This is a genomic window from Pseudomonas sp. LB3P31 (genome assembly GCF_054897945.1).
Genome location: NZ_CM142710.1, coordinates 2,116,630 through 2,139,281, shown reverse-complemented (window position 1 = coordinate 2,139,281; position 22,652 = coordinate 2,116,630). Strand labels below are relative to the sequence as shown.

Below are 22,652 nucleotides of genomic sequence, written 5' to 3'. Positions count from 1 at the left end.
GCATCGGGATGACTTCCCAGCGAACCCGCGAGCGCCTGATCCAGCGCCTGTATGACGAGGGCCTGTCCAACGCCAAGGTGCTGGAAGTGATTCGCCGTACACCGCGTCATCTGTTCGTCGATGAGGCGCTGGCGCACCGCGCCTACGAAGACACGGCGCTGCCGATCGGCCATAACCAGACCATCTCCCAGCCTTATATGGTGGCGCGCATGAGCGAGCTGCTGCTGGAGGCGGGTCCGCTGGACAAGGTCCTCGAGATTGGCACGGGTTCGGGCTACCAGACGGCGGTGCTGTCGCAGCTGGTAGAGCGGGTGTTCTCCGTGGAGCGCATCAAGGTGCTGCAGGACCGGGCCAAGGAACGCCTGGTCGAACTGAACCTGCGCAACGTGGTATTTCGCTGGGGAGACGGCTGGGAAGGCTGGCCGGCACTGGCGCCCTACAACGGTATTATTGTCACGGCGGTGGCCACCGATGTACCCCAGGCGCTGCTCGATCAACTGGCGCCGGGTGGACGCCTGGTGATCCCGGTCGGCTCTGGCGAGGTCCAGCAATTGATGCTGATCATTCGTGAAGAACAGGGCTTTTCCAGGCATGTACTAGGGGCTGTCCGGTTCGTTCCATTGCTCAATGGGCCGCTGGCCTGAGCATTTATTTAAACGCGCTGAATTCTATTCGTTTGCCCCTGTCTTACAGCGGCAACATCGCGTTAAACAGATTCATCGTCAGTCAGCAAACGTGTGCGGTGCTTCATTGAGGTAAAGCCGGCACAGGCCGTTATACTTGCGTCATTTCCTGCCGATACTTGGCAATTCAAATTTTCAGCCACCACAAAGGGAGCGGCGGGTGAGTCTCAAAGTCATTGCGCAGCGAATCAGTACAACGAGCTTTCAGCGCCTGGTGACTGGCCTTGTCTTGAGCACCTTGCTGGTCGGATGTTCCAGCAACAAATCCAGCGACGTGCGCGTCGTCGATCGCAATGCCGTGGCTCAACGGCCGGCGGTTACTACCGGGCAATACGTCGTGCGCCCCAAGGACACGATGTTCTCCATCGCCTTTCGCTACGGCTGGGACTACAAGGCCCTGGCCGCACGCAACAACATTCCCGCGCCGTACACGATTCATCCGGGTCAGACGATTCGCTTCGACGGTCGTACCGGTTCAACGTCTTCAACGGTTTCCAGCTCGTCCAGTTCAACGCCTTCCTCGTCGAGCAAAACCACGGTGTTCAAGCGTCCGGTAAACGGCTCGGGACCGACCACTGCAGTGGTTGTACCGTCCGTCGCGAACAAACCGGCACCTGCTCCACTGCCTCCAGCGGGCCCAGCCCCGACCGGCTGGGGATGGCCTTCTAATGGCATTCTTATTGGAAAATTCTCTTCAAACGGGAGTTTGAATAAAGGAATTGATATCGCCGGGGATTTGGGACAGCCTGTTTTAGCTGCGTCTGATGGGACGGTGGTATACGCCGGGAGTGGCTTAAGGGGCTACGGCGAGTTAGTCATCATCAAACACAGCGATACCTACGTCAGTGCCTACGGACATAACCGCAGGCTGTTGGTTCGGGAGGGGCAGCAGGTCAAGGTCGGACAGACAATTGCCGAAATGGGGTCAACGGGTACAGACCGGGTGAAACTGCATTTTGAGATTCGCCGCCAAGGTAAACCAGTAGATCCGCTGCAGTTCCTGCCACGTCGTTGATTTGTTACCAGCCTGTTCCGTCACGTAGAGGGAACAGGCTCCAGCGTTGCCAAGGATAAAGGCGTCGCTTGAGCTTGAGGTCGAACTCACCAAAGGACTATAACAATGGCTCTCAGTAAAGAAGTGCCGGAGTTTGACATCGACGATGAGGTTCTCCTTATGGAGGCCGACATTGGTACGGAATCGGTGTCGAATGATGAAGGGGCAGCTCCACCTTCCGTTCGTGCCAAATCCAAAAACTCCGCGTCGTTGAAGCAACACAAGTACATTGACTACACGCGTGCGCTCGATGCCACGCAGCTGTACCTCAATGAAATCGGCTTTTCCCCTCTGTTAACCCCCGAAGAAGAAGTACATTTTGCGCGATTGTCGCAAAGTGGGGATCCGGCTGGGCGCAAGCGCATGATTGAAAGCAACCTGCGCCTGGTGGTGAAAATCGCCCGACGCTACGTCAATCGTGGCCTGTCGCTGCTGGACCTGATCGAAGAGGGCAACCTCGGGCTTATTCGGGCGGTAGAGAAGTTCGACCCTGAACGCGGCTTCCGCTTCTCGACTTACGCAACCTGGTGGATTCGTCAGACCATCGAGCGCGCGATCATGAATCAGACCCGGACCATCCGGTTGCCGATCCATGTGGTCAAGGAGCTGAATGTGTACTTGCGGGCAGCCCGGGAACTGACGCAAAAACTCGACCATGAACCTTCACCCGAAGAAATCGCCAACCTGCTGGAAAAACCGGTTGGAGAGGTCAAGCGCATGCTGGGCTTGAACGAGCGGGTTTCTTCGGTCGACGTCTCGCTGGGTCCGGATTCGGATAAAACCCTGCTGGATACGCTGACTGATGACCGTCCAACCGATCCCTGTGAATTGCTGCAGGACGACGACCTGTCCCAGAGCATCGATCAGTGGCTGTCCGAGCTGACCGACAAACAGCGCGAGGTGGTGATTCGCCGCTTCGGTCTTCGTGGTCATGAGAGCAGCACGCTGGAAGATGTGGGCCTGGAAATCGGTCTTACTCGGGAACGGGTTAGGCAGATTCAGGTGGAAGGCTTGAAACGTCTCCGGGAGATCCTGGAGAAGAACGGCTTGTCGAGCGAGTCGCTGTTTCAATAAGCGCAGTGTAGGCAAGCTGCAAAAAGCCCCGACTGGTTCGGGGCTTTTTGTTGGGTGGGATTTGGCTGGGCGGGGGAATCGGGTTTGCAGTGAGTTGGTGTAAGTCTTCGCTTACTGTGGCGTAAGTGTTCGTTATTTTTACAGTGCGATAGTTGGTACCATGCTCGCCAGTTAACGCATAACTAACTGATTTTTAGTTGATTTTTCATCGTCAGGTTGGTGAGGTATTGAGTTGCTTGGGGATTTTAGAGGCGTTGCTTGTGGTCGGGAAAGGTCTAGTATCGGGGTTGTGTCGACGGATGGACACGCCCTTCAGGATGAGGGGAAAGGATATCGCAGGAGCGATTCATCAGGATGATGAAAGGGAACACAGGGACTATGGAAAAAAATGTGGGCGGGTCAAACCGCCCCTTTTTTTTGCCTGCAGAAAAGTGGTCGTGGCAGACGTTCTGGCCATTCCGGACTTCTTCCCCCGATCCCCCGATACCCCGATCCCCCGATCCCCTGTAGGAGCTGTCGAGTGAAACGAGGCTGCGATCTTTTGATCTTGGTCTGGGTACATATCCATTTCTGCGGCCACGGCTTCCTTTGGTTCCGCTTTTACAGCGGGTCACTTGGAACAGCGCCAAGTAACCAAGCGCTTTCTGCCCCACCACTCGGCACCTCGCTAAGGCTCGGTGTGCCCGAACGCAGGCATTGCTCCGCGGGCCGCTGCGCTGGGCCATCCATGGCCCAGCGCAGCTAAACCGGCATCCTTGCCGGTTTACCCGCTACGCAATACCTGCGTTCGGCCAGCGTGGTTAACGGGGCGCCCTCAATCAAAAACCTCGCTGTGGCGGCCTCTGGGCCGACCAAGGCATCAAGCCGGCGCGCTTCGCTGGATTGTTCGTGCACATCTTCTGGATTTCCGACCGGCTAATCGCCAATCGCCAATCGCCAATCGCCCAACGTCCAACGTCTCGATTCGCTGCGCCGCACATTTGGCCCCCGCCCCCCGTAGGAGCTGCCGAGTGCAACGAGGCTGCGATCTTTTGATCTCGCCCCTCTGGCACCCAACTACCCCCAGCTATAACAGTCGAGAATACTTGGCGCGTGCTTTTCTATTTTCGGGTAATGGCAAGTGCGGTTAGCATCAAGCCACTTCGCCCGTTAGCCCCACCAGAAGAAGAAAAACTCAGAAGGAGCGTTTATGTCCACGTCCACCCCCGCCACTCGAGCGGACTTTGAACACCTCGATCAGATTGACGAATTGCGCAACTCCCGTGAGCGTTTCGACTTGCCCGAGGGCGAAATCTACCTCGATGGCAACTCATTGGGCGCGATGCCCGCGCATATCCCGGCGCGGATCGAGAAAGTGCTCAAGCAGGAATGGGCCCAAGGCCTGATTCGCTCCTGGAACGATGCCGATTGGTACCCGGCGCCGCAGCGTACCGGGGCAAAGATTGCCGGGTTGATTGGCGCGCAAAGCCACGAAGTGATTGTTGCCGACTCGACCTCGATTAATCTGTTTAAGGTGCTGGTCGCCGCCATCCGCCTGCGTCCCGGGCGCAGTGTGATTCTGGCTGAGCGCGGCAACTTTCCAACTGACGTTTACATCGCCGATGGCGTGGCCGAACTCATGGGCAGTCAATTGCGCTGCGTTGAGCCGGACGACATCCTCGATGCCCTGGATGAAGAGGTGGCGATCGTTTCGCTGACCCATGTCAATTTCAAATCCGGCAAGCGCTATGACATGGCGCGCATCACCGAACGGGCGCAGGCAGTCGGTGCTCTGGTGGTCTGGGACCTGTGCCATTCGGCCGGTGCGATGCCCATTGCGCTGAACGAAGTCAATGCCGACTTCGCCGTGGGTTGCGGTTACAAATACCTCAATGGCGGTCCGGGTGCGCCGGCGTTTGTGTTCGTCGCCGAGCGTCATATCCCGCACATTCGCCAACCACTTACGGGCTGGCATGGCCATGCCAAGCCGTTCGATTTTGACCATCACTTCCGGCCTCATCCGACTATCGACCGCATGCTCACGGGCACTGCGCCACAACTGGGCGTGTTGGCACTGGAAGCGGCACTGGAAGTGTTCGATGGCGTCGACCTCAAAGTGCTCCGACAAAAAAGCGTGGCTCTGGGCGACCTGTTCATTTCGCTGTGCGATCAGCAGTTGGCCGGCCTGGGCATCGAGTTGCGCTCCCCGCGTGACGGCGAACAGCGCGGCAGTCAGGTGTCGCTGGCCCATGAGCAGGCTTACGCAGTGATGCAGGCGTTGATCGCCCGCGGCATCGTCGGCGACTTCCGTGCGCCCGACATCCTGCGGTTTGGTTTTGCCCCACTGTACATCCGCTATGTGGATATCTGGGACAGCGTGGTCGCCTTGCGTGAAATCCTCGAACAAAAAGAATGGGATCGCCCGGAATTTCTGGCCCGCAAGTCAGTGACCTGAGCCCCTCCCACCGATTCGGAGCAATTGTGCAATGACAAAAACAACCAGCACCTTCGAACATTTGATAGACCGCGAAAAAGGCTTGAAGCAAAGCCTCACCAGCGGCCAGTTGTCGATGATCGCCATTGGTGGCGCCATCGGCACCGGGCTGTTTCTGGGCAGCGGTTTCGCCATTGGATTTGCCGGCCCCAGTGTTCTGGTGAGCTACGGCATCGGCGCGCTGATTGCCCTGTTGTTGATGGGCTGCCTCGCGGAGATGACCGTGCGCCATCCCACCTCGGGGTCGTTTGGTTCGTTCGCCGAGTTCTACGTGGCGCCGTGGTTTGGCTTCGCGATTCGTTACGCCTACTGGTCGTCGATTGTGTTTGCGGTCGGCACGGAAATCACTGCTGCAGCGATGTACATGAAGTACTGGTACCCGGACGTGCCGGGTGGTTACTGGATGGTGGCGTTTTCCATGGCGCTGATCGTCGCCAACGCCTTCAGCGTCAAGGTGTTTGGCGCCATTGAGTATGTGTTCTCGCTGATCAAGCTGTGCGCAATTGTGGTGTTCATCCTGTTGGGGGCTTACGTGGTGTACGGCGCTCCGGCAGACACCAGCATCGGTTTTGCCAATTACACCAATGATCGGGGATTCTTCCCGAACGGCTGGTGGGGTACCTGGGTGGCGGTGATCGTCGCGTTTTTCAGCTACCTGAGCATCGAGATGATCGCGGTGGCGGCCGGCGAGGCCAAGGACCCGCAGCGTGCAGTGACTCGCGCGTTCCGTATCACCATAGTGCGCCTGGTGGTGTTTTACCTGCTGACCATCGCGCTGGTACTGGCGATTGTGCCTTGGGGTCAGAACAGTGGGGGCCAGAGCCCGTTCGTCACGGTGATGGCGGCGACCGGCGTGCCTTATGCGGGCGCGGTGTTTAACGCGGTGATTCTGATCGCGGCGCTGTCAGCGATGAACAGCCAGCTCTACATCACCACACGCTTGATGTTCAGCTTGTCGCGGGCCGGTCAGGCACCCACGGTGTTTGGTCGCCTGAACAGCAAAGGCGTGCCGTTGCCTGCGCTATTGCTGTCCTCGGTGGGCATTGGCCTGGCGACGCTGCTGTACCTGGCCTACCCGGAAAAAGCCTTCACCCTGATGATGTCCATCGCGATGTTCGGAGCAATGTTCACCTGGGCCGGGATTTTCCTCACACACCTGTTCTTCCGTCGCAGTCAGGCCGGGCAACCTTTGGCCTTCAAGCTGTGGGGTTATCCATGGACCAGCCTCGCCGGGTTGCTGCTGATGCTGGCAGTGATGATCACCACGCTGTTCACCGAAGAGTTTGCTCCGACGTTGCTCTGCGGTGTGCCGTTCCTGGTGGTGATCCTGCTGATCTACTTCCTGCGCTTTCGGCAAAAGGCCCCCGTGCTGACGGACGCGCCCAAGCCTTTGCCACTGCAACGCTGAGTGGCTACGCCTGACCAGGGACGGTCAGGCACTTTTTTCTGCTGATGCATTGACCGGGCACCTGCGTGCCGGGGTCGATTGCGCGCGCCGGTAAATCACGTTTCGGCTCGCCTTCCACATTGGGGTTGTCATGAATCACACCAGAACCACCGTTCTGTTGTTGGCCAGCGCCTGCGCGTTACCTTCGTTCGCGGCTCAGCTGACGGCACCGGGGCACGGGTTTATCGCGGACAGCGGCGTCGACGTCTTGCTGCGCAATTCCTACTTCAACCGCAGCAAGGAAGACGGCCGTCGCGATGCTCGCGACTGGACCCAGGGCGTGCTCGGTCAATACACCTCCGGCTTCACCGAAGGCACCTTTGGCGTTGGCGTGGATGCGTTTGCGTATCTGGGCTTGAAGCTGGATGCACCCGCGGACAAATCCGGCACTGGTAACTTGCCGGTGCACGATGACGGGCAACCGGCGGACAACTATTCCAAGGCCGGCGCGGCGCTGAAGCTGCGTATGTCCAAGAGCATTTTGAAGGTGGGCGAACAACGCCCGGAAACCCCGGTGTTTGGCGTCAGCCATTTTCGCATCGTGCCGCAGACCGCTACTGGTTTGTCGCTGATCAGTCGCGAAGTCGAAGGGCTGGAAGTACAAGCCGGGCATTTCACTTCCGCCACCAGCCCGGTCACCACCAATGCCGATGGCGATCTCTGGGCGGTGATGGCCGGCGTTACCACGCCAACGGCGGACTACCTGGGTGGCAGTTATCAACTGACACCGGGGCTGACCGTCAGCCTGTACGGTTCGCGCTTTGAGGACCTCTGGAACCAGTACTACGCCAACCTCGAAAGCCGTACCGATGTCGATGCGCTCAATCAGTTCGGGCTGGGCCTGACGGCCTACCGCACGCTCGATGAGGGCCAGGCCAAGGCCGGTGAGATCAACAACACCAGTGTCGGCCTGTCGACCTTCTGGCGCCATGGCGCACATCGCTGGCTGCTGGGGTTGCAGAAAATCGACGGAGACACGCCGTTCGATTACCTGGGCGTGGGTGACAAAGACCGCAATGGGCGTAACGGCAACGATCAGGGCGCCTCGATTCAGTTGCCGAACGCGGCGCAGTTTTCCGACTTCAACGGCCCGCAGGAACAGTCCTGGCAAGTGCGTTACGACCTGTCACTGGCGCCTTATGGCATGCCAGGCCTGACCGTCATGAGCCGCTACGTGCGCGGCTGGGGCATCGACGGTAGCCGCATTGCCGCCACCGGCCCTTATTCCGGACGCTACGGCGATGACGGCAAACATCACGAAACCAATCTGGAAGTGCGCTATGTGGTCCAGTCCGGGCCCGCCAAAGGCTTGAGCGTGCGGGCGCGCCAGGCCTGGCATCGGGCCAACGGCGACCAGGGCTCGGGCGACCTGGACGACTTCCGGCTGATTACCGATTACCCCATCGACATTTTGTAGGGCGGGCGGGCGCACGCCGCCGGCATGCGCTTGTTCAACCGACCACAACCATTGGCAATCACCTGTACTGCCCAACCGGGCACCACCCCTGGAGTGAATAATGAAAACAATGCGACTCCCCAACAAACCCCGTGCGCCGTTTCTCACAAGCGCACTGACCACCTGCGTGATGCTGGGACTGTGCAGCAGCGTCCACGCGGACAGCTCGGCGCCGGTCAACATCACCGACCCATTCGTCAAACAGCAGACTGCGATGTCCGTGGACAAGATTCCACCGATGCCGGCGCCGGGCAGCTATGGCATGGACAAAACCACGGGCAAGTTCACCCACCCGGTGGCGACTCCGTTCAGTCACGAAGGCGAGCCTTTTGCCGGTGAGCTGGATTACTGGGACACCAAAAGCTACATCAAGAACATGACCGTCGAGGCGTATTACCCGATCACGGTCGAGCCGTTTCACACCTGGCAGAACATCGTCGATTTCGACGGCAAGCGTTACCTCTACCAATACGTACGCCGCAACCTGAAGGTCTTCGATATCACGCATCCCAAGGACGTGAAGCTGGTGTTCACCAAGGGTTCTACCTGGGGCCCGGACGGTCCGGGTGCGGAAGAAAACCCGTACGCCGCCGATGATATGTTTGGCGCGGCCACGGTGCAGTGGAACAAGAAGCTGGGCAAATACATCATGGTCCAGTCCTTCGAAGTGCGCCGCTTTGGCGTGTTGAGTGACAAGTACCGCGAGCCGGACAAAGTTGAAGCCATCCGCAAGTCCAAGCACCTCAAGGGCTTCAAGGTCTACGAGATGAACGGGCCGCTGCCGGCGGACTGGAAACTGATCGCCACCCGCACCAGCGACATCGAACATCCCGATGCGCCGATTGGCGAGCAGCAGGGCTCCGGCGTGCGCGACATCCCGGCCTACTTTGGTGGCGACGTGATGTACGTGGCCGCAGCGCCCAGCGACAGCTACGCGCTGACCGAATACCCCAACGACCTTTACAACGCCGGCTACCAGTCTTGGGACATGTCGGACCCAGGCAACCCGAAGCTGCTGCAGATGCTCACTGTGCCAGGGCAAATCGTCGGTGATCCAAAACACGAAGCCGTGTTCAAGGCCAACCCGCGCGCCGGCAACCGGGCCTCTTGGATGGGCGCCAGGATGTCGCTGTTCATTCCGAAAACCGTCGAGCAGGGCGGCAAATATGGCTACGCCGCGATGGGCGGGATGGGGCTCTACGTGGTCGATATCACCCAGGCCGACAACATGAAAGTGGTCGGCCACCTGGAGTTCCCGGTCAGCGTCGCGGGCACCGAAGGCGACAACATCGACGTCTCCCAAGTGGAGAAAACCGGGATCCTCTACTTCAGTGGCTACCCGCTGTCGGAAGATTGCTTCGAGGCGAAAAAAGACATCTTCGCGGTCAACGTCAGCAACCCGCAAAAGCCGTCCATCAAGTATGTGCTGCCACGCCCGACGCCACCGAAAGAAGCGGCGTTTACCGATTACTGCCAGCGCAAAGGCAGCTTTGGGCCCAAGCGTTCGGGTTATTACACCCAACCGGGGATCTCGCGCGAGGGCATCCTGCCGTACGCATTCTACAACGCCGGCGTGCAGGTGTTTGATGTGCGCGAGCCCGGAAAACCGAGCATCGGTGCGTACTTCGTACCGCCATTCGACACCAAAAACGTGGCGAGTTACGCCATGGGCAACCTGACCCACGGCACCTACACCGAATACGACCGCAACCTGATCTGGGTCTTCACCAACCACGGCTTCTACGCACTGTCGACGCCGTTGCTGGGCAAGCCGAGTTTCGACGCCCCGAGCAAACCGTGGCCGTCCCGAGACTGATCACGCAGTAACTGACGACTCACCATAAAAATAAATAAGAGAAGTCTGGCGGTGGTTTGGCGACAAGCCACCGACCAGCACTTTCGCAGTGTCCGGAGTTTTTCATGCGCAAACTATTGTTCGCCATTCCATTGATGAGTGGTGCTTGCTACGCGGAGTTCAAGGTGTCCGGGGTGGTTGACCTGACGTATGAAGTGGCGCACTCGGGAGGCGATACCGTGGACCGGTTGACGGGTGCGGGCCTGAGTGCCAACCGCATCCAGTTCAGATGGACCGAGGAGCTGACCGATGACATCAAGCTCAATGCGGTCTATGAAGCCATGTACAACCCTCATTCCGACGACTCGACCGGTAAACGCGAAGTTTATTACCAGGTGATATCCGAGCGTTGGGGCACCCTCAGCGCCGGTCGCCAGGACACGCCGTCAGCCAACAGCTACGGCTACGCTGACCCGCTGTACGGTAACGACTACAGCCTGATCAACAACGTCCAGGTGTTTTATGCACCGTGGCGAGAGGATGATTCGCTGATGTACATCAGCCCGCGATATGAGGGTTTGCAGTTTCGCGGCATGGCCACCCTGGGTGAAAACGACGGCAGCCGCGACGGCGTGGTCTACAGCACCAGCATCGACTACTGGGCGGACAGCCCGTGGTACTTCGCCGCCTCTGTGGACCGCAAATACCAGCGCAACCTGTGGGACAAACACACCATGGAGCAGGCCACCGACGCCTATTTCACCCTGGTCTACACCATGGGCACCACGGACCTGACCGCGGTCTATCACCGTTATGTCGGTTACTACGCCTATGCGCCCTGGGTGGATTTCGAGTCCAACGGCAGCGACCTGCAGCTGGGTATCCGCCACAACTTCTGGGACACCCAGAACATTGCTTTCAGCGTGGTCTACAAGGATGACCGCAAGAACGAAGCCCTGAGCGACGCCAGTGGTATCAACCTGGCGTACATCTACAACTTCAACAAACAGACCGACCTCTACGCGGTGTATGGCTATGTCCACCACAACCGTGATTCAGAGGTGCGTTACCCGGTCAGCTGGAACCTGGAAAGCCCGCTGCGCAACGAAAACCCCGAAGGATTGCAGATGGGGGTGCGCTACAAGTTTTGATAGCTTGCTGAATCAAAAAGCCCTGCTGCGATCACTCGCAGCAGGGCTTTTTAACCCCTCTCAATCCATCAGAGCCCGAAGAACGCCTGAGCGTTGCTCCCCAGAATTTGGGCCTTGGTGGCCTGATCCAGTTCAGGGTGTTCGATTACACCGGCACCAATGCTTTGCTCGCCCAGCGGGAAAGGGGAATCGGAGCCGAGCATCACCCGGTCGCTGCCCATCACGTCCACCAGCAACTTCAGTGAGCGCGGATCGAATACCGCGGAGTCGACGAAGAAGCGTTTGACGTAGCTCGATGGCAAGCTCGGGCAGTCTTCACGGACGATGTCGCGGTGCTTCCAGGCGTTGTCCACGCGGCCCAGCAAAAAGGCAAACCCTCCGCCGCCGTGGGCAAAACACAGGCGTAGCGATGGCGGAATGCGTTCAAAGGCGCCAGACAGGATCAACGACAAAATGCCCAGCTGGGTTTCCGCCGGCATCGCCACCAGCCACGGCAGCATCCACTTGCGCATGCGCTCGCCACCCATCATGTCCCAGGGGTGCACCAGCACGGGAATGTCGTCCTGCGCACAGTGGGTGAAAAAGGTCACCAGCCCCTCATGGTCGAGGTCGTGATTGCCCACGTGATTGCCGATTTGTACGCCCACATGGCCGGCGGCCTTGGCGCGACTCGCTTCGCGGCAGGCGGCATCGATGTCCTGCAAGGGCACCTGCGCCAGTACCTTCAGGCGGCTCGGTGCCACGGCAGTCATTTCCAGCGCACGGTCGTTCATCAATTGCGCCCAGGGCAGGGCGCGTTCGATGGGCGCGTCGTAGGCGAACATCACCGGCGTGGCGCACATGATCTGCGCGTCCAGGCCCTGCTCGTCGAGGTGCTCCAGCCGACGGTTCATGTCCCACAACACGTCGTGCACCGGGCGAAACGGTTTGTCGCCGACCATGATCTGGCCGGTGCGCCCGCTGGCGTGCAACCACGGCCCGCGATCGGGGCTCAGGCGCGCAGCTTCGGCCTGGCTGATGGTGGGAAAAAAATGCGAATGCATGTCGATTTTCATGGGCGTTTGACTGCCTCCAGGGTGCGGTGCCAGGTCTGCCAGTCACGACCGGGATGGATTTCGCCGCAGCCGTTACAGCGTCGTTCGGCGTCGCTGGTTGCATAGAACTGTTCGTAGACGGGTGGCAGGTCGTTGACGATGCTTTGCAGCTGCAGCTCGTAGCGTTTGACCAGCGTGCCACAGTGGGCGCATGACCATTGCAGGGCATCGAACTGCCCAGGGGGCCGGGCTTTTTCGATCACCAGACACAGGCTGCCGGGCTCCGGGCGCTGTGGCGAATGGATCACATGCGGGGCCATCAGGTACAGGTCGCCTTCGCGCAAATCAATGCGCTCGTACTGGCCACGGTCCCAGATGTTCAGGTACGCGTTACCTTTGAACTGGTAGAAGAACTCCTCCACCGGATCGTCGTGAAAGTCGGTGCGCTGGTTAGGGCCACCGACCACCGTGACCATGGTGTCGCTGTCTTTCCACAACTGGCGATTGCCCACCGGCGGCTTGAGCAGGTGGGCGTATTCCTCGATCCAGCGATTGAAGTTCAGGGGCGGACTGAAGTGATGCTTGTCCATTGAGTCGTCCTTAAGCGTTGAGGGGGGCGTAGGCCACGGCTTTGATTTCGATGCGCAAATGCGGATGGGGCAATTGATGCACGGCCACGGTGGTGCGGGTGGGTCCGGTTTCGTCGAAGTACTGCGCGTAGACCTGGTTGTAACCGTCGAAGTCGTTCATGTCGACGAGAAAACTGCTGATCTCCACCAGGTCGGCAAGGCCTGCACCTTCGCTGTTGAGAATGTCGCGAATGTTCTCGATCACCGCCCGGGTTTGCGCGCGGATATCCAGGCGAGTGGTGCCCATGGCGTCGACTTCCACGCCTTCGAAACTGTTGTCGGGACGGCGTGAGCTGGTGCCCGACACGTAAAGGAAGTCACCGGCACGGCGGATGTGGGGAAAGCGTCCGCGCGGTGTGGCTTTGCCAGGGACGACGGTGGCTCGGTTGCTGTTCATTGCATCTCTCCTCGCGGCGCTGCGACGCTGAAACCGCACTCGCCGAAACCGGCAATTTCCACGCTGACGTGCGCGCCAGGGCTCAAGGCTTCTGCTGCGGTCGCGGCGCCGGCCATGATCAGGCTGCCGGCGGGCAGGGCGATTTGCGCCTGGGCCAACAGCTGCGAAGCCTGCACCAGGCTGCGTAGCGGATGCCCGAGGATTGCGGCGGTGGAGCCGGCCTGTACCACCCGGCCATTGATGCGCATCAGCACCCCGGCGTTGGCCAGGTTGGCGAAGTCCCTGGACCAGGCACCGACTACCAGGCCGGCTGACGAACAGTTATCGGCCACCACGTCTTCGAGGCTGAACTTGAACGCCTGATAGCGCGAGTCGATGATCTCGATCGCAGGCGCTACGGCTTCCAGGTAGTCGGCTGCTTCAAGCGCGGTCAGCGGCCGGTCGATGGTGCGCCTGGTGAGAAAGCACACCTCGGGTTCGGCCCTTGGATGGATGTACCGTTGCAGGTCGATGACGCCGCCATCCTCTTCGAGCATGGCATCGGTGAGCCAGCCCCAGATCAGGCTGTCGACGCCCATCTGGATCATCTTCGCGCGGCTGGTGAAGCCCAGCTTGAGGCCGATCGTGCGTTCGCCGGCATCGTAGCGATGGCGCATCGATGCACGTTGAATCAGGTACGCATCGTCGAGGCTGAAAGGGCTGTGGGTGCTGAACTGGCTGACCGGCTCGGCTTTGCGTGCGGCCTGATCCAGCGCGTTGGCGATGTAGGCAATGTCGGTGCTCATGGGCGTTGCTCCTTGCGCGAATTCAATAGGTCCAGTGCGACGTCGACGATCATGTCTTCCTGCCCGCCGACCATGCGCCGCTTGCCCAGCTCGACGAGAATATCCACGGCCTTGATGCCGTATTTGTGCGCGGCCACTTCGGCGTGGCGCAGGAAGCTGGAGTACACACCGGCGTAGCCCAGGGCCAGGGTTTCACGGTCAACGCGCACCGGGCGGTCCTGCAGCGGGCGCACGATATCGTCGGCGGCGTCCATCAAGGTGTAGAGGTCGGTGCCGTGGTCCCAGCCCAGACGTTCGGCAGCGGCGATGAATACTTCCAGCGGTGCGTTACCGGCGCCGGCGCCCATGCCGGCGAGGCTGGCGTCGATGCGATCGCAGCCTTCCTCTACCGCGACAATCGAGTTGGCCACGCCCAGGCTCAGGTTGTGGTGTGCATGAATGCCGGTCTCGGTCTCAGGTTTGAGCACGGCTTTGAGCGCTTGGAAACGCTCGCGGATATCCTGCATGCCCATCGCGCCACCGGAGTCGACCACGTAGATGCAGGTGGCGCCGTAGCTCTCCATCAGCAGCGCCTGCGCAGCCAGCTGTTGTGGGCTGATCATGTGGCTCATCATCAGGAAACCGACGGTGTCCATGCCCAGTGTGCGGGCGTATTCGATGTGCTGGCGCGACACGTCGGCTTCGGTGCAATGGGTGGCCACGCGCACGATCCGCGCCCCGGCCACATAGGCGTTCTTGAGATCGTGCAGGGTGCCGATGCCGGGCAGTAACAGCGTCGCGACCTTGGCGTGAGTCAGCACATCGCTGACTGCTTCGATCCACTCCAGATCGGTATGGGCGCCGAAGCCATAGTTGAAACTCGAACCTTGTAGCCCGTCGCCATGGGCCACTTCAATCGAATCGACTCGCGCCTGATCCAGCGCGCGGGCGATGGTTTGCACCTGTTCCAGTGAATACTGATGACGGATTGCATGCATGCCATCGCGCAACGTGACGTCAGAGATGTAGAGCTTTTTGCCTGGGTTGAAAGTCATTGCAAAACTCCTCGGGCGCCCAGCATCGCCTGCGCCATGCGCTCGGCGGTGGCCAAGGCAGCGGAGGTCATGATGTCGAGGTTGCCGGCGTAGGCGGGCAGGTAGTGGGCGGCGCCTTCGACTTCGAGGAACACCGAAGTCTTCAGCCCGCTGAAACGGCCATGGCCGGGAATCAATAGCGGAGCGTCGGCGCTGATGACGTCGAATTGCACCTGTTGCTTGAGGCGATAACCCGGTACGTAAGCTTGCACTGCCTGGACCATTTCCTCGATCGATGCCGCGACGCTGGCCTGATCGACCGCCTCGGACAGCACATACACGGTATCGCGCATGATCAGCGGCGGCTCGGCCGGGTTCATCACAATGATCGCCTTGCCCTTGGCTGCGCCACCGATCACCTCAATCGCCCGCGAGGTGGTTTCAGTGAATTCATCGATGTTGGCGCGGGTGCCGGGGCCGGCGGATTTACTCGCAATCGAGGCGATGATCTCGGCGTAATGCACCTTGGCGACGCGCGATACGGCGGCCACCATCGGGATCGTTGCCTGCCCGCCGCAGGTGACCATGTTGACGTTGAGCTGATCGAGGTGGTGTTCCAGGTTGACCACGGGCACGCAGTACGGGCCTATCGCCGCAGGGGTCAGGTCAATCAGGCGGATGCCGGGTTTGGCATCGCGCAACAAGGCCGCGTTGTACACATGGGCGGTGGCCGAGGTGGCGTCGAAGACGAAGTCGATGTCGGCAAACTGCGGCATTTCGATCAGCCCGGCGACACCGTTGTGGGTGGTCGCCACGCCCATGCGTCGGGCGCGGGCGAGGCCATCGGAATGCTCGTCGATGCCGACCATTACCGCCATCTGCAGATGCCGGGCGTTGCGTAATACCTTGATCATCAGGTCGGTGCCAATGTTGCCGGAGCCGACGATGGCGATGTTCAGTTTCTGGCTCATGCTGGGTTCCCCGGTCACGATTGCAGGTCGAAGGCTGCGGTGACGCTGCCCAACCCCTGGATATGCGCGGTAAACACGTTGCCCGGCCGCGCCGCGACCATCGGCCCGAGGGCGCCGGTCAGCAGAATGTCGCCGGCGCGCAATGGCGTACCGAGACGCGCCATGGTGTCGGCCAGCCACACGGCGGCGTTCAGCGGGTTGCCCAGGCAGGCGGCACCGGCGCCAACCGACACCGGCTCACTGCCCAGGGTCATGCTCATGCCGCAGCGCACCAGGTCCAGCTGCGACAACTGCACCGGACGGCTGCCCAGGACAAACAGGCCGGAGGAGGCGTTATCGGCAATGGTGTCGACCAGGCGGATGTCCCACTGGGCGATTCGGCTGCCAACCACTTCGATGGCCGGCAACGCGAACGCGGTGGCGCGGATCAGGTCGGCGAGGGTGTGGCGTTCGTGGCACAGGTCGTGTTCCAGCACCAGGGCGATTTCCGCCTCGACCTTCGGTTGCAGTGTGTCGAGCCAGGCAATCGGCTGATCGTCACCGCGAGCCATGCTGGCGAACAGTTGCCCGAAGTCCGGTTGATCGACGCCGAGCTGTTGCTGGACCGCACGCGAGGTCAGGCCGATTTTGCGCCCGACCGGACGCTGGCCGGCCTCGATAGCTGCGGTGTTGTTGTACTGCTGCACGGTGTAGGCGAGGGCGACGGGATCGGCCGAAGGGTCGGCGGCGAGGGCGCTGGCGATCAGTTCGCGCACTGGCGCGCACGGTTGCCCGCCGCGTTCGGCCTGGCGTAGCCGAGTGGCCGCTTCAATAAGAGCTGCATGCATGGGCGAAACTCCAAGACTCATGGGTTGACGCAGATGGTGGTGATTTGCGAATAGAAATCCAGGGAATGGCGGCCGCCTTCACGGCCCAGGCCCGACAGGCGCGTGCCGCCGAACGGGGTGCGCAGGTCGCGCAGGAACCAGGTATTGACCCAGACCATGCCAACCTCGAAGCGCCGCGAAACCTTGTGGGCGCGCTTCAGGTCGCGGGTCCACAGGGCAGTGGCCAGGCCGTAAGCCGAGTCGTTGACGCGCCGCACGACTTCGTCGTCGCTGTCGAACGGGGCGATGTGGCAAACCGGACCGAACACTTCTTCACGCACGCAGCGCGCGTCGTCGTTGAGGCCGGTCCAGATGGTCGGCTGCACGTAGGCGCCGTTATCGCGTTCATCGTCAAAGCGCGGCACGCCGCCACCCGTGACCACGGTTGCGCCTTCGCTGCGGGCCAGCTCGAAGTAGCCCAGCACCTTGTCACGATGCTTGTGGGAAATCAGCGAACCCATGTTCACGCCGTCTTCATCGGGGTAACCGATTTTCAGCGCTTCAGCGCCGGCTTTCATTGCCGCGACGAAGCGCTCGTAGATCGGCCGCTCGACATACACCCGCTCCGAGCACAGGCACACTTGCCCTGAGTTGGTGAAGCTGGAACGCAAGACGCCGGCCACTGCTGCATCGAAATCGCAGTCGGCAAACACCACGGCGGCATTCTTGCCGCCCAGTTCGAACGACACATCGCGCACACCTTCAGCGGCGACTTTCATGATGGTTTCGCCGGTGCGCGACTCGCCGGTGAAGGTGATGGCATCCACATCCTGGTTTCGGGTCAGGAACTCGCCGGCCGACCCCGGCCCGAAGCCGTGCACCAGGTTGAATACGCCAGCAGGCAAGCCCACTTCGTGCATCACTTCGGCGAGCAGCGTTGCGGTGGAGGGTGAGTCTTCCGACGGTTTGATCACCACCGAATTACCACACGCCAATGCCGGGGCAACTTTCCAGGTCATCAGCAGCATCGGCAGGTTCCATGGCGAGATAATCGCCACCACGCCATGGGGTTTGCGCACCGAGTAACTGAACACGTCATTGCCATCGGCGGCGCGCATCTCGAAACACTCACTGCCAGCCTGGTTTATCAGCTCGGCGAACGTGCGAAAGTTGTGAATTCCCCGGGCGATATCCAGGGTGCGCGCCTGTTGTACCGGGCGCCCGGTGTCGGCGACTTCGGCGGCGACAAACTCTTCGAAACGACGCTCGATGGCGTCGGCGATACGCTGCAATACCGCGGCCCGCTGACTGGCGCTGTAATCACCCCAAGGCCCGTGCTGCGCGGCTTTGGCCGCCGCGACGGCGCGGTCGACCAGGGTTTTGTCAGCTTCACAGACATGGCTGAACGTGCGGCCATCAATGGGCGAAATATTGGGGAAGGTCTGCTCGCAAGCGACGAATTCGCCCGAGATGTAATTACGCAGCAACAGCAAGGGTGCAGACACATCAACCTCCGGAAAACATGGGTAGTCGGAGGAAGTGTAGGGAGAGTGGATATTAGTGAATAATAAAAAGGTCGGGTCTGGCTATGTCAAATTGGAATACCTGAATGAACGCTTCAAGCGCTCGATTGTTGGCGTTCTCCGGACTCGCTGCGGGCCTGATTCAGGCACTCGCGAAACAACCGCGCTGCGGGGCCCAACGCGCGGGTATTGGAGAAGAAACAGCCAATATCGCCAAATTGCAACGGTTCGCCCAGGTCGAAAGCCTTGAGCAGACCGGCGCTGACAAACTGTTGCGACGCTTCAAACGGCATCAGCGCGACGGTCTGTTGATCTTGCATCAAGGTGATATTGGTGAGGATCGACAGCGACTCCACTACGTTACCCGGCGTGGCCAGTTCGGCATCGGCGAATAGCTTGTCGGCGGTACGCCGCAGCAGCGAATCACGGGTCGGCAGCACCCACGGATACTCGTGCAAATCGGCCAGACTGACCGGCGAGCGCCCGTGCAATGGGTGGTTGGCGCCGGCAACCACACTCAACTCTTCGGCATACAGCACCTCGACATCAAGCATGGGTGACTCGTTGCGCCAGCGCCAGTCGTCAGGCACCCGGCCCACCACCAGATCGACTTCCCCCACCGCCAGCGCCGGAAACAACTGGTCCATCTGCCCCACCCGCAACGACACCAGCACCCCGGGTGCCTGTTGTTTGAGCAACTGCATGGCCCGGGGCAGCAAAGAGGTTGAAGCAGAGATCAGCGTGCCCACCATGACATGCCCGGACGTACCTTCCTGGAAGGCATTGACCTCGTCGGTCAGCGAACGCAACTCCGCCAGCAGCGACTTGGCCCGCCGCACCACCAGCTCACCCAGTTCCGTGGCCGTGACGCCGCGATTGCCACGAATCAGCAACGGCGCATCGAAGTACGATTCCAGCTCATGGATGATCTTCGTTACCGCCGGCTGAGTCAGGTTCAGCGCATGCGCAGCTCGCACCAGGGAGCCACTTTGCAGCACCTGATCGAACACCACCAGTTGGTAAAACTTGAGCTTGCGCGCAACGGAGATCGTGGTGAACTTCATGCAAGGCCTCGAGTGACGCTTTGGGGGGCGTCACTGGTAACAAATCGTCAGGCAGCATGCAACTGTAGGAGCTGCCGAGTGAAACGAGGCTGCGATCTTTTGATCTGTCTTTTCACAAACAAGATCAAAAGATCGCAGCCTCGTTTCACTCGACAGCTCCTACGAGGGGAGGGGGCATTGAGGAAAACCTTGATTGCAGAAAAGCAAAAAGGCCCACAAGGGGCCTTTTTCGGAGCGCTGAATGATCAGCGTTCGAGGTGTTCGATCTTGCCTGGCTTGCCGTCCCACTCCGCAGAATCCGGCATCGGATCCTTGCGTTCAGTGATGTTCGGCCAGATTTCGGCCAATTCCACGTTCAGCTGAATAAACTGTTCCATGCCAGCCGGTACTTCATCTTCCGAGAAGATGGCCACAGCAGGGCATTCTGGTTCGCACAGCGCGCAATCGATGCACTCATCCGGGTGAATCACCAGGAAGTTCGGGCCTTCGTAAAAGCAGTCCACCGGACACACTTCTACGCAGTCGGTGTACTTGCACTTGATGCAGTTGTCGGTGACGACGAAGGTCATTTCTAATTCTCTCCTCAGGCGGCGGCAGCGGAGCCCCTTCACGTTGGGGTCGCCAGGTTCGGGAGCGATAGTCTGCAGGCCAGGCTGTAGCCTGCAGCATCCCAAACCGCGCGAGATTCTAACAGCTTGCAAGCAAGTGCGTTAGATCCGTGTCTTCAGTGCATAGAGCATTTCGAGAGCCTTGCGGGGCGTCAGGTCATCAAGATCAAGTTTTGCCAGTTCATCCAGCACCGGATGCGGCAGGCTGGCGAACATATCGCTCTGCTGCGGTGCGGCCGGTTTGCCTTTGGCCGGCTTGGATGCTTCGTGGGGCAGGGCGGTGGCTTCGAGGCGGCCGAGGTGCTCGCGGGCACGCAGGATCACTTCGCTGGGCACACCCGCCAGCTGTGCCACGGCCAGGCCATAACTCTGGCTGGCAGGCCCCGGCAGTACGTGGTGCAGAAACACGATGCGCTCGTTGTGCTCGGTGGCGTTGAGGTGCACGTTGGCGACCAGCGGCTGGGCTTCCGGCAACACCGTCAGCTCGAAATAGTGCGTGGCGAACAAGGTGTAGGCGCGCAGGAACGCCAGGCGCTCGGCTGCGGCCCAGGCCAGGGACAGGCCGTCGAAGGTGCTGGTGCCGCGACCGACTTCGTCCATCAGCACCAGGCTGCGCTCGGTGGCGTTGTGCAGGATGTTCGCGGTTTCGCTCATCTCGACCATGAAGGTCGAACGCCCGCCGGCCAGGTCATCGCTGGAGCCGATTCGCGTGAAGATGCGGTCGACCAGCGACAGCTCGCAACTGGCGGCCGGAACGAAACTGCCAATGTGCGCGAGCAGGACGATCAAGGCGGTCTGGCGCATGTAGGTGGATTTACCGCCCATGTTCGGACCGGTGATCACCAGCATGCGGGTGTTGTCGTCCAGGCTCAGGTCGTTGGCCACGAACGGTGTGGTCAATACCTGCTCGACCACTGGATGGCGACCCTGGCTGATGCGCATGCACGGCTCTTCGACGAAGCGCGGGCAATTCAGGTCGAGGTTCAGCGCGCGCTCGGCAAGGTTGCTCAACACGTCCAGCTCGGCCAGGGCCGCGGCGGTATCCTGCAACGGCGGCAGCTGCGAAATCAGGTCTTCGAGCAATGCCTCGTACAGCATCTTCTCGCGGGCCAGCGCGCGGCTCTTGGCCGACAGTGCCTTGTCTTCAAAGGCCTTGAGTTCTGGCGTGATGAAGCGCTCGGCACCCTTGAGGGTCTGGCGACGAATGTAATCCGCCGGCGCTGATTCGGCCTGTTTGCTTGGCAATTCGATGAAATAGCCGTGGATGCGGTTATAGCCGACCTTCAGGTGCGACAGGCCGGTGCGGGCCTTCTCGCGCGCTTCGAGGTCGATCAGGAATTGCCCGGCATTCTCGCTCAGCGATTGCAGGTCATCGAGTTCGCTGTCATAGCCAGTTTTCAATACGCCGCCGTCACGGATAACCGCAGGCGGATTGTCGACGATGGCTTTTTCCAGCAACGCCGCCAGTTCCGGGTAGGTACTGGTGGTCGCTGCCAGTTGAATGATGTGCGGGGCTTCCAGCTCGGCCATCGCCACCTGCAATTGTGGCAGCGCACCGAGGGCGTCACGCAAGCGGGCGAGGTCGCGAGGGCGGGCGTTGCGCAGGCCGATCCGCGCGAGAATCCGCTCGATGTCGCCGATTTCCTTGAGCTGCGGTTGCAGCTGTTCAAAACGATAGGCATCGAGCAGGCAAGTGATGGAAGTCTGGCGCGCCAGCAATACCTTGAGGTCACGTAGCGGACGGTTCAGCCAGCGGGTCAGCAGGCGGCTGCCCATGGCGGTCTGGCAGCGGTCGACCACCGATTGCAGGGTGTTGTCGCGGCCCCCGGCCAGGTTGGTGTCCAGCTCCAGATTGCGCCGACTGGCGCCATCCAGCACCACCGTGTCGTCGAGGCGCTCGTGGCGCAGGCTGCGCAAATGCGGGAGTGCCGTGCGCTGGGTTTCCTTGGCGTAGCTCAACAGGCAGCCGGCAGCGCCGATCGCCAGGGTCAGGTTCTCGCAACCAAAACCTTTCAGGTCCTGGGTGGAAAACTGCTGGCACAGACTTTTCAGCGCCGAATCGCGCTCGAAATCCCACGGCGCCCGGCGACGAACCCCACGACGCTTCTCCGCCGGCAGGTCTTTTGGCCAGTCGTCCGGGATCATCAGCTCTACCGGATTGACTCGCTCCAGTTCCGCCAGCAGGTTTTCCCAACCCTTGATTTCCAGCACGGTGAAGTTGCCGCTGGTGATATCCAGCACCGCCAAGCCGAACAGCCGCTCGTCTCCCAGCACCGCAGCGATCAGGTTGTCCCGGCGCTCATCCAGCAGCGCCTCATCGCTGACCGTGCCCGGCGTAATGATCCGCACCACCTGGCGATCCACTGGCCCCTTGCTGGTGGCCGGGTCGCCGACCTGCTCGCAGATCACCACCGACTCGCCAAGCTTGACCAGTTTCGCCAGGTAACCTTCCGCAGCATGGTAAGGAATCCCACACATGGGGATTGCCTGTCCTGCAGACTGCCCGCGGGCGGTCAGGGTGATGTCCAGCAGTTTGGCGGCTTTCTTCGCATCTTCGTAGAAGATCTCGTAGAAATCGCCCATGCGGTAGAACATCAGCTGGTCAGGGTGCTGGTTCTTCAGGCGCCAGTATTGCTGCATCATTGGCGTGTGGGAGGACAGATCGGAGAGCGCTTTATTCATCGGATAT

The 22,652-nt window shown here is 60.5% G+C and carries 19 protein-coding genes; 8 read left to right on the top strand and 11 right to left on the bottom strand.

Annotated elements, in window-relative coordinates; translation table 11 throughout:
• Positions 1-8 precede the first annotated feature (8 nt).
• The 8 genes from ACYZTK_RS09765 to ACYZTK_RS09730 all read left to right on the top strand — a co-directional run bounded on the left by ACYZTK_RS09765 (position 9) and on the right by ACYZTK_RS09730 (position 11,133).
• A complete protein-coding gene (locus tag ACYZTK_RS09765; RefSeq protein ID WP_247289450.1) occupies positions 9-644 on the top strand; it encodes a protein-L-isoaspartate(D-aspartate) O-methyltransferase in 636 nt (211 codons plus the stop codon).
• 199 nt (positions 645-843) lie between these two features.
• Positions 844-1,698, top strand: coding sequence for a peptidoglycan DD-metalloendopeptidase family protein (locus ACYZTK_RS09760; RefSeq protein WP_462014245.1), 855 nt, complete (start codon positions 844-846; stop codon positions 1,696-1,698).
• Positions 1,699-1,803: 105 nt separating this feature from the next.
• Positions 1,804-2,811: an RNA polymerase sigma factor RpoS gene (gene rpoS, locus ACYZTK_RS09755; protein ID WP_462014244.1), complete on the top strand. Its 1,008-nt coding sequence runs from the start codon at positions 1,804-1,806 to the stop codon at positions 2,809-2,811.
• A gap of 1,189 nt (positions 2,812-4,000) precedes the next feature.
• Entirely contained in the window at positions 4,001-5,245 is a 1,245-nt protein-coding gene (kynU, locus tag ACYZTK_RS09750) for a kynureninase (protein WP_462014243.1), read from the top strand.
• A 31-nt stretch (positions 5,246-5,276) separates the two neighbouring features.
• Positions 5,277-6,692 carry an amino acid permease gene (locus ACYZTK_RS09745; protein ID WP_462014242.1) on the top strand — a complete coding sequence of 472 codons (1,416 nt, stop codon included), beginning with the start codon at positions 5,277-5,279 and terminating at the stop codon, positions 6,690-6,692.
• Positions 6,693-6,822: 130 nt separating this feature from the next.
• A complete protein-coding gene (locus ACYZTK_RS09740; protein WP_462014241.1) occupies positions 6,823-8,148 on the top strand; it encodes an OprD family porin in 1,326 nt (441 codons plus the stop codon).
• 100 nt (positions 8,149-8,248) lie between these two features.
• A complete protein-coding gene (locus ACYZTK_RS09735) occupies positions 8,249-10,003 on the top strand; it encodes an LVIVD repeat-containing protein (RefSeq protein ID WP_462014240.1) in 1,755 nt (584 codons plus the stop codon).
• 104 nt (positions 10,004-10,107) lie between these two features.
• Positions 10,108-11,133 (top strand): porin, encoded by a 1,026-nt coding sequence (locus tag ACYZTK_RS09730; protein WP_462014239.1) that lies wholly within the window; start codon positions 10,108-10,110, stop codon positions 11,131-11,133.
• A gap of 68 nt (positions 11,134-11,201) precedes the next feature.
• On the opposite strand, the gene ACYZTK_RS09725 is transcribed toward ACYZTK_RS09730, so the two are convergent.
• The 11 genes from ACYZTK_RS09725 to mutS all read right to left on the bottom strand — a co-directional run bounded on the left by ACYZTK_RS09725 (position 11,202) and on the right by mutS (position 22,645).
• Positions 11,202-12,176, bottom strand: a complete 975-nt coding sequence (locus tag ACYZTK_RS09725; protein ID WP_462014238.1) for an amidohydrolase family protein — start codon at positions 12,174-12,176, stop codon at positions 11,202-11,204.
• An 8-nt stretch (positions 12,177-12,184) separates the two neighbouring features.
• Complete coding sequence (locus ACYZTK_RS09720; RefSeq protein ID WP_462014237.1) at positions 12,185-12,757, bottom strand: 3-hydroxyanthranilate 3,4-dioxygenase; 573 nt, start codon at positions 12,755-12,757, stop codon at positions 12,185-12,187.
• Positions 12,758-12,767: 10 nt separating this feature from the next.
• Positions 12,768-13,193 (bottom strand): RidA family protein, encoded by a 426-nt coding sequence (locus tag ACYZTK_RS09715; protein WP_462014236.1) that lies wholly within the window; start codon positions 13,191-13,193, stop codon positions 12,768-12,770.
• Positions 13,190-13,978 carry a 2-keto-4-pentenoate hydratase gene (locus ACYZTK_RS09710; RefSeq protein WP_462014235.1) on the bottom strand — a complete coding sequence of 263 codons (789 nt, stop codon included), beginning with the start codon at positions 13,976-13,978 and terminating at the stop codon, positions 13,190-13,192. Before ACYZTK_RS09710 ends, ACYZTK_RS09715 begins: the two co-directional genes overlap by 4 nt.
• The gene (gene dmpG / locus ACYZTK_RS09705) at positions 13,975-15,012 is read right to left on the bottom strand and encodes a 4-hydroxy-2-oxovalerate aldolase (RefSeq protein ID WP_462014234.1); all 1,038 of its coding nucleotides are present in this window, start codon (positions 15,010-15,012) and stop codon (positions 13,975-13,977) included. Before dmpG ends, ACYZTK_RS09710 begins: the two co-directional genes overlap by 4 nt.
• Positions 15,009-15,962 carry an acetaldehyde dehydrogenase (acetylating) gene (locus ACYZTK_RS09700; protein ID WP_462014233.1) on the bottom strand — a complete coding sequence of 318 codons (954 nt, stop codon included), beginning with the start codon at positions 15,960-15,962 and terminating at the stop codon, positions 15,009-15,011. The genes dmpG and ACYZTK_RS09700 overlap by 4 nt, the downstream gene beginning before the upstream one ends.
• Positions 15,963-15,976: 14 nt before the next feature.
• Complete coding sequence (locus ACYZTK_RS09695; RefSeq protein ID WP_462014232.1) at positions 15,977-16,789, bottom strand: fumarylacetoacetate hydrolase family protein; 813 nt, start codon at positions 16,787-16,789, stop codon at positions 15,977-15,979.
• A gap of 17 nt (positions 16,790-16,806) precedes the next feature.
• Positions 16,807-18,273, bottom strand: a complete 1,467-nt coding sequence (locus ACYZTK_RS09690; protein WP_462014231.1) for a 2-hydroxymuconic semialdehyde dehydrogenase — start codon at positions 18,271-18,273, stop codon at positions 16,807-16,809.
• Between the two features lie 113 nt (positions 18,274-18,386).
• Positions 18,387-19,355 carry a LysR family transcriptional regulator gene (locus ACYZTK_RS09685; RefSeq protein WP_462014230.1) on the bottom strand — a complete coding sequence of 323 codons (969 nt, stop codon included), beginning with the start codon at positions 19,353-19,355 and terminating at the stop codon, positions 18,387-18,389.
• Between the two features lie 245 nt (positions 19,356-19,600).
• Positions 19,601-19,924, bottom strand: coding sequence for a ferredoxin FdxA (gene fdxA, locus ACYZTK_RS09680; RefSeq protein ID WP_462014229.1), 324 nt, complete (start codon positions 19,922-19,924; stop codon positions 19,601-19,603).
• 141 nt (positions 19,925-20,065) lie between these two features.
• On the bottom strand, positions 20,066-22,645 hold the full coding sequence (gene mutS / locus ACYZTK_RS09675) for a DNA mismatch repair protein MutS (protein WP_462014228.1): 2,580 nt from the start codon (positions 22,643-22,645) through the stop codon (positions 20,066-20,068).
• Positions 22,646-22,652: the final 7 nt, after the last annotated feature.